7 protein-coding genes and 1 pseudogene are annotated in these 6,535 nt (G+C 64.9%); 6 read left to right on the top strand and 2 right to left on the bottom strand.

Going from position 1 to position 6,535, the window contains the following annotated elements; genetic code table 11:
- Positions 1 to 323 precede the first annotated feature (323 nt).
- A complete protein-coding gene (locus VQ03_RS21515) occupies positions 324 to 1,832 on the top strand; it encodes an ATPase domain-containing protein (RefSeq protein ID WP_425350082.1) in 1,509 nt (502 codons plus the stop codon).
- Between the two features lie 33 nt (positions 1,833 to 1,865).
- On the opposite strand, the gene VQ03_RS21510 is transcribed toward VQ03_RS21515, so the two are convergent.
- Positions 1,866 to 2,105 (bottom strand): hypothetical protein, encoded by a 240-nt coding sequence (locus VQ03_RS21510; protein ID WP_048452954.1) that lies wholly within the window; start codon positions 2,103 to 2,105, stop codon positions 1,866 to 1,868.
- A gap of 471 nt (positions 2,106 to 2,576) precedes the next feature.
- Here VQ03_RS21510 and VQ03_RS33210 point away from each other — a divergent pair, with 471 nt between their 5' ends.
- From VQ03_RS33210 to VQ03_RS21505, 3 genes are all read left to right on the top strand, one after another.
- A complete protein-coding gene (locus tag VQ03_RS33210) occupies positions 2,577 to 2,858 on the top strand; it encodes a hypothetical protein (RefSeq protein WP_157064193.1) in 282 nt (93 codons plus the stop codon).
- 137 nt (positions 2,859 to 2,995) lie between these two features.
- Positions 2,996 to 3,436: a Rossmann-fold NAD(P)-binding domain-containing protein gene (locus VQ03_RS33205; protein WP_157064192.1), complete on the top strand. Its 441-nt coding sequence runs from the start codon at positions 2,996 to 2,998 to the stop codon at positions 3,434 to 3,436.
- Between the two features lie 73 nt (positions 3,437 to 3,509).
- Positions 3,510 to 4,214, top strand: coding sequence for a Crp/Fnr family transcriptional regulator (locus VQ03_RS21505; protein ID WP_048452953.1), 705 nt, complete (start codon positions 3,510 to 3,512; stop codon positions 4,212 to 4,214).
- 4 nt (positions 4,215 to 4,218) lie between these two features.
- Here VQ03_RS21505 and VQ03_RS21500 read toward each other — a convergent pair whose 3' ends face one another.
- Positions 4,219 to 5,376 carry a PAS domain-containing protein gene (locus tag VQ03_RS21500; RefSeq protein ID WP_083468140.1) on the bottom strand — a complete coding sequence of 386 codons (1,158 nt, stop codon included), beginning with the start codon at positions 5,374 to 5,376 and terminating at the stop codon, positions 4,219 to 4,221.
- Between the two features lie 296 nt (positions 5,377 to 5,672).
- Between VQ03_RS21500 and VQ03_RS21495 the strand changes: the two are divergent.
- Positions 5,673 to 5,837, top strand: a pseudogene (locus VQ03_RS21495) (IS3 family transposase); the annotation flags it as partial.
- A gap of 53 nt (positions 5,838 to 5,890) precedes the next feature.
- Positions 5,891 to 6,424 carry a c-type cytochrome gene (locus VQ03_RS21490; RefSeq protein ID WP_245292160.1) on the top strand — a complete coding sequence of 178 codons (534 nt, stop codon included), beginning with the start codon at positions 5,891 to 5,893 and terminating at the stop codon, positions 6,422 to 6,424.
- Positions 6,425 to 6,535 lie beyond the last annotated feature (111 nt).

Genomic DNA, 6,535 nt, shown 5'->3' with positions numbered 1-6,535 from the left:
CGGCTCGGCCGCGGCGCCGGCGGCGGGCTGCCTGGTGCCGGCGGGACAGGCCTGCGCGGTGGGCGCCGACCCGGATGGGGCGTTGCGGTGGCAGCCGGCCTGGAAGCGGCGGGCGGCCGGGCGGCAGGCGCAGGCCGCGCTTGCCCGCACCCGCTCGCGACCTGGCTCGGACGCGAGCCCCCGCCTTGCGGACGAATATACAGTGATACAGTATAGTTTGATGCGGGCATCCCGGCCTGAGCCTCGCGACCGGACGTGCGCGCATCGACGGTGGTCCCGGATTGCCGCCTTGTGCCCCCTGCTTGCCGAGACCTGTTTCCATGATCACGCCCACCGCGCCGAGCAAGAAGGCGCTCTTCGGCATCCCGGGACTCGACGACATCCTGGGCGGCGGCCTCACCCGGGATCGCCTCTACCTGCTCGAGGGCGATCCAGGCACGGGCAAGACCACGATCGCGCTGCAGTTCCTGCTCGAGGGTGCCAGGGCGGGTGAGGTCGGCCTCTACATCACCCTCTCGGAAACCAGGCAGGAGCTGTCCGAGAACGCCGCCTCCCATGGCTGGAGCTTCGACGAGCACATCGCCGTGTTCGAGCTCGTTCCCCCCGAGAGCCTGTTCGAGGAGAGCCAGCAGCAGAGCCTGCTCTATTCCTCCGACCTGGAACTCGGGGAGAGCACCCGCGCCATCCTCCAGGCGGTCAAGGAGCGCGAGCCAGCCCGCATCGTGCTCGACAGCCTGTCGGAGATCCGGCTGCTCGCCGGCGGCTCCCTGCGCTACCGCCGGCAGATCCTGGCGCTCAAGCACTACTTCGCCGGGCAGGGCGCCACCGTGCTGATGCTCGACGACCTCACCGCCGACGTCATGGACAAGACCGTTCATAGCGTCGCCCAGGGCGTCATCCGGCTGGAGGAGATGGCGCCGGAATACGGGGCCGAGCGCCGGCGCCTGCGCGTCACCAAGTATCGCGGCCAACACTTCCGTGGTGGCTACCACGATTTCACCATTGCGACTGGCGGTGTGCAGGTCTTCCCTCGTCTGATCTCGCTGGAGCACAAGACCGCGTTCGCGCGCACCAAGCTGGTGAGCGGCATCGGCGAACTCGATGCACTCCTGGGCGGCGGCATCGAGCAGGGATCGAGCACTCTGATCCTGGGGCCGGCCGGCACCGGCAAGTCGCTGCTGACCATCCAGTACGTGCTCGCGGCCGTCGCTCGCGGCGAGAGGGCCGCGATGTTCGTGTTCGATGAGGAGCTGGACATCCTGCTGGATCGAACCCGGCAGATCGGCATCGACCTCGCGGCGCTGTGTGAGCAGAAGATGCTCTTCCTCGAGCAGGTCGATGCGGCCGAGCTGTCACCGGGCGAGTTCGCGCATCGGGTGCGCAATTGCGTCGACGAGCACGCGGTGAAGACCGTGGTGATCGACAGTCTCAACGGGTACCAAGCCGCCATGCCGCAGGAGAATGCCCTGATCCTGCACATCCACGAGCTGCTGCAATACCTCAACCGCCAGGGAGCCGCGACCTTCCTGACGGTGGCCCAGCACGGGCTGGTCGGTGACATGAAGGCACCGGTCGACATCACCTACCTGGCCGACACGGTCGTGCTGTTGCGCTACTTCGAGGCGCGCGGGCAGGTGCGGCGGGCGATCTCGGTGGTGAAGAAGCGGACCGGAGCGCACGAGGACACGATCCGCGAGTACCGCATCAGCTCATCGGGCCTGACGATCGGCGCGCCGCTGGTGAGCTTCCAGGGCGTGCTGCGCGGCGTGCCGGTCTATGTCGGGGAAGACAGCCAGCTCGACCTGCTGCCGGGCGAGGACGCTGAACGATAGCTGCCCGTTGCCAACGGGCCAGCCCTGGCTCACCTAAGCAAGACCAGCGTCGATCCGATCGATCATCTCCACGATCATTCGGCGATGCTCCTGAAAGGTCGAGAGCGTCTCCTCCATGGTCTCGAGAAGGCGCTCGGCATCCTGCGTGTCCCGACCGGCGGCGCGTCGCTGCTCCAGGATGAGCCACTGGTCAGTGATGTGGCGCTCGGCATCCGCGATATGGCAATCCGCTAAGTTCAGCCGTCGAACCTCCGCCTCGCGATCGATGCTCATCGCTTGCCTCCCAGCGTGCCTCGCGGCTCGCGCCGACAGTACGAAGCGTCGGCGCAGATGTCACACGATGACCCGCTCGCGAATAGTCGCTCCGAGGCGCGCAGGCGGCCGAAGATGTCGCTGATGCATCGCAAAGTGCCAGCTATCGGCCACGCTGGAACGCCTCCAGCAGGAGAACATTGGTCCGGCAGTCACACCAGTCCTGCCGCCGCTCGGCCGCTCGGCTGGCGTCACTGGTGGGCCGGGTCTCCGTGACGGGAAAACCTCCCCGGCCCGCCACATGATCGGCATGCAGCGGGTCTTCTACCCCGCACTCTGGTTGCGCGCCGACCTGGACGGGCCCCTCGCCTTTGAAGCATTCGTGTGCATTGGAATGCCCATTCGTAAGATCGCGATGCCTTGAGCCTGGTCGGACTGGAACGAAGTATCGTGTATCTCGGTTGGCCTCGTACTACAAACAGGGAGTATGCCATGCATGTAGGCACTGTACTGGCGGGGACAGGCGCGGCCCTGCTGCTCACGGTGACGGTTGCTGCCGCTGGCCCGTGCGACACAGGCCCCCGCGATCCGCACCGCACGACGTCCAACGCCAACCCGTCGACCGCCAGCAAGGTGACGCCGGGCACGCGTGCAGAGACGACGGGCTCCCTGGGCGGCACACAGGAGGGGGGCGGCAAGACGGCAATGCCGGGCGATACGTCCAAGATGTCGCCGCAGGATCAGGCCTCGGCGCAGCGGCCCAACGACTGCTGACCTCTTTGCGCTGACGCTGCGAGATGTGCCGGCAGAGATTTGCGCTGCCGCAGTGAGCGCGGCATGATCCGTACGTTCGACGACATGCGCCCGCAGGCTGACCGCCTGGCGGGCGCTTCGCGTTTCTGGAGGCGGCTTTGCTCGATCCCCGCGGGGAGGCGCGGCAGCTCACCACCTTCGCCGATCGCCTCGCCCGTCTCGTCCCCTGCCACCGCGATCCCGAGCGCTTCCACGCCGAGACGCACGCCCTCGTCGGCGATCTTCGCCGGGCCGCCCGGGAGTTGGAGTTGCTCGCCCGCTCGCAGGCGGTCCTCGCGGGTGCCGCCAGGCCGGCGCCGCGCGGTCGTCGTACCGGCCGCCTCGCCGGGCTGAACGCGGCAGGCTCAGGCCGCGCTCGCCCGCATGCGGGCCTCGCGGCGCTGAGGGGCCGGCCACGATCGACCGGAACGGGCGGCTCGGGCGCATGCTCATCGATCGAGGCAGGTGATGCCAAGACCCCGCTTGAGCAGCGATCAACACTGTTGGAGGCAATCGATTTGATTTTTGATGAGATGGGTCGGGCGGCTAACGTTAGTTAGCGCTATGATATGCTGTCTGTCAGCCTGGCTGCCTTTATAGGTGGCTGCGGGCAGGAGTGGCGGCTCACGAGTGATGGTTCACAACGTCTTGATACGACGGCTGGAGCATGCGGGCCCTCTGTCTGAAGCGGAGCGCGATGCTCTTCGGCAGTTGACGCTCAAGCCTTATTGCATAAATTCGAGAGAAGACATCGATTATAAAAGATCCTATCATGCCGTGCCCTTGATCATGAGCGGGATTGCCTGCCGTTACAAGCTTCGCCCCGAGGGGCAGCGCCGGATCGTGCATTTCCTGCTACCAGGAGATTTCTACGATCTCCATGCGTCCGCCCACTTCGCTTCGGATTGGCATCTGGGGGCGCTCACACGCTGCTGCGTCGTTGATGTTCATCGCCAGACAATCGAAAGCTTGTCCGCGCAGCATGCGGGCATCGCTCGAGCTTTGTGGTGGGCCACTTTCGTGGAATTGGAAACCGAGCGAGAATGGCTCTTCAATGACAGTCGTCCAGCCGACAAGCGCTTGGGTCATCTGTTTTGCGAGTTGTTCGTCCGCCTGCAAATGATCGGGTTGACGTCGGATGATAGCTGCGAATTGCGCTTGACACAGATCGACCTGGCGGACGCGACCGCGGTTTCGTTCGTGCACATGAACCGCATCATTCAATCTCTGCGCTCTAACAACTTGATTTACTATCAAAGGGGGCAGATGCGGATTCCTGATTTCAAGCGATTGAGCGAATTCTCGGAATTCGATCCGTCTTTTTTGCATGTCTCATGAGGATCTAATCGCTGGCGGTGACGGCATCGGGAAGAGGAAATTTTAACTTATACATCATGCCGCGCAGCGAAAATTGCAACGTTGCCGTCGCATCGAGGTCGCGTGGCATGATGTGCTCCAGGTATTTCATGCCGAAGCCACGTCTCGTAGGGGGGCCTGCCAGGTCTGACGTTCCTGTCTCCACCCACGTGACGGTGGCCCGAGGCATCGTTCCGCGAGACTCGACGCGCCAGCGGACCGTGACCGACCCGCCCGCCTCAGACAGCGCACCAAACTTGAGCGCATTCGTCGCAAGCTCGTGAATGCCGAGGCCGATGATTTCTGCCATCCGCGGCCGGAGATAGATCTTTGGGCCTTTCGTAGTCACCCTGTTTTCGCTTGGCGTGTCGAATGCCAGCAGTTCCTGTGTGATCAGCCAGCCCAATTCCAGGCCGTAACCGCCTGGCTGCACGGCAGCACTCTTCACGCGCGAGATGGTGTTGATCCGCCCATCGAGGTGCATGACATAGTCCTCGGCCGTCTCGTAGGTCTCGGCCGTTCGGCGGGCAATCGAGCGTATCGCGGCGAGGGTGTCACGCACGTGCATCTGAAGGTCGCGGGTCTCTGTCGTGCATCGATCCCGACCTCGGCCCGCTGTGTCAGTCGGTCGAACCATGCCGGACAAGCGCGCTGCCGCCTGGTCGGTGATCTGGCGGACACGGCGCGCCCCTTCCTCGAACGGCGCGTCGGCGGCTGCGTCAGGCTTGATTTCGCGTTGGAGGGCAATCCAATGCGTCAGTTCTCCAGCTTGGTTTCGCATGGGCGTGATGTGCCAGTGGAGCAGGTAGGGTGTGCCGTCCTTGCGATAATTGATCGCCGTGCCCTGAAAAGCCTCTCTCGTCTCAAGGGCGGACCGTAGGCGGTCCATCACTGCGCGGTCCGTCAGGGGCCCCTGGAGCATGCGCGGGGTCTTCCCGACAGCTTCCTGGGCGGAGTAGCCTGTCATCCGGCAGAAGGCGGGATTAACGTATTCAATCACCGGCCCAGGCCGGCTGAGTTGCCGACTTGTGATGATGACTGCCTCTCCGATGCCATCCATGGCAGTTTTAAAAAGCCTTAAATCCGACTGAGCGGTGAGAGAATCCGCTTCGATTTCATGAATATATGTCTCGTCGTGTGTCATTTTGCCGGTCTTATGTCGCGCCTTGTCGCATCAACTGTCATTGTATCCTGATCGCTGCGCGCCTATGTGGCAGGGAGCGAAAGGAAGCCCATATTAAGCTGATTCAGCGCTGCAAATATTAAAGGATGTAAAGAGGGTGCTTCGAAATTATGCAGCACATCCATCGCCTTCGGCGCTAAGGCGCGATGTCGGTCCCGTTCCAGCGTAGCTGTTCCTGTGACGAGGTCCGAAGTATATGGTTGCGGTGAACCGCCTCGGGTTTCCCCGGACGCTCCAACTTCTGACACGATGGAGCCATGACGAAGCGCACAGCCCCGTTTCCCCCTGAGGTGTGCGAGCCTGCGGTGCGGATGGTGCGCGACCACGAGAGCGAAGACGGGGCGCCTGGGTCGGCGATCCAGTCGATCGCCGCCAAGATCGGTTGCGCGGGCGGGACGCTGAGGAACTGGGTGCGCCTGGCGATGCTGCTGGCGCACCCGCCCGGCGCGATCCCGACGGTGGTCTGAGATGACCCATGCACTCTGAGATGACCCATGCACCGAGCGGATCCGGCGCCCGGGGGGCTGCCGGATTGCGGCGCCGTCCGGCCTGGCCCCTCCTCGTCGCCCTCGCGCTCCTGGTCACGGCCTGCTCGGACGACCGCGACGACCGCCGCCGGGCCTTGGGCGACTCTCCCCGCTTCTCCGACCTGATGCGGGTGGCGGATCCGGCGCGCGGCGAGCACTTGTTCGGGTCGTGCGCCGCCTGCCACATGGTCCGGAGGGGAGCCGGCGACCGCAACGGCCCGAACCTCTACGGCGTGGTGGGTAAGCCCCCCGCCGAGACCAGCCGGCGGTTCGGCTATACGGCGGCGTTGCGGTCGCTCGGCGGCGTCTGGACCGCGGAGCGGCTCGATGCCTGGCTCGCCGACCCGGCCAAGATGGCGCCCGGCACGAGCATGGGCTTTCGCGGGGTCCCGGACGCGCTCGACCGGGCGGACATCATCGCCTACCTGAAGACGCAATCCGCCGGCGTGAGCGACCGGAGCCCGTCTTCGGCCGCCCGGTAGCCCGCCGGCGACCCTGCGGTGCCGTCACGGCCGCGGGGCGCAGATTTTTGTCGCAAACCGGCGACCACTTTTGCGAGATCTGCTTAGCGCTGGTTGCGCCGGTCGAGGGCC

The organism is Methylobacterium tarhaniae (genome assembly GCF_001043955.1).
In the GTDB taxonomy this organism is placed as follows: domain Bacteria; phylum Pseudomonadota; class Alphaproteobacteria; order Rhizobiales; family Beijerinckiaceae; genus Methylobacterium; species Methylobacterium tarhaniae.
Note: the sequence above shows the minus strand (reverse complement) of the source record. Positions and strands in the feature narration are given on the sequence as shown.

Bases quoted from the DNA above. Each gene is read 5' to 3' on its own strand.
- VQ03_RS21510 (WP_048452954.1), bottom strand. From the start codon at position 2,105: ATGAGCATCGATCGCGAGGCGGAGGTTCGACGGCTGAACTTAGCGGAT.
- VQ03_RS33210 (WP_157064193.1), top strand. From the start codon at position 2,577: ATGCATGTAGGCACTGTACTGGCGGGGACAGGCGCGGCCCTGCTGCTC.
- VQ03_RS21505 (WP_048452953.1), top strand. From the start codon at position 3,510: ATGGTTCACAACGTCTTGATACGACGGCTGGAGCATGCGGGCCCTCTG.
- VQ03_RS21500 (WP_083468140.1), bottom strand. From the start codon at position 5,376: ATGACACACGACGAGACATATATTCATGAAATCGAAGCGGATTCTCTC.
- VQ03_RS21490 (WP_245292160.1), top strand. From the start codon at position 5,891: ATGCACTCTGAGATGACCCATGCACCGAGCGGATCCGGCGCCCGGGGG.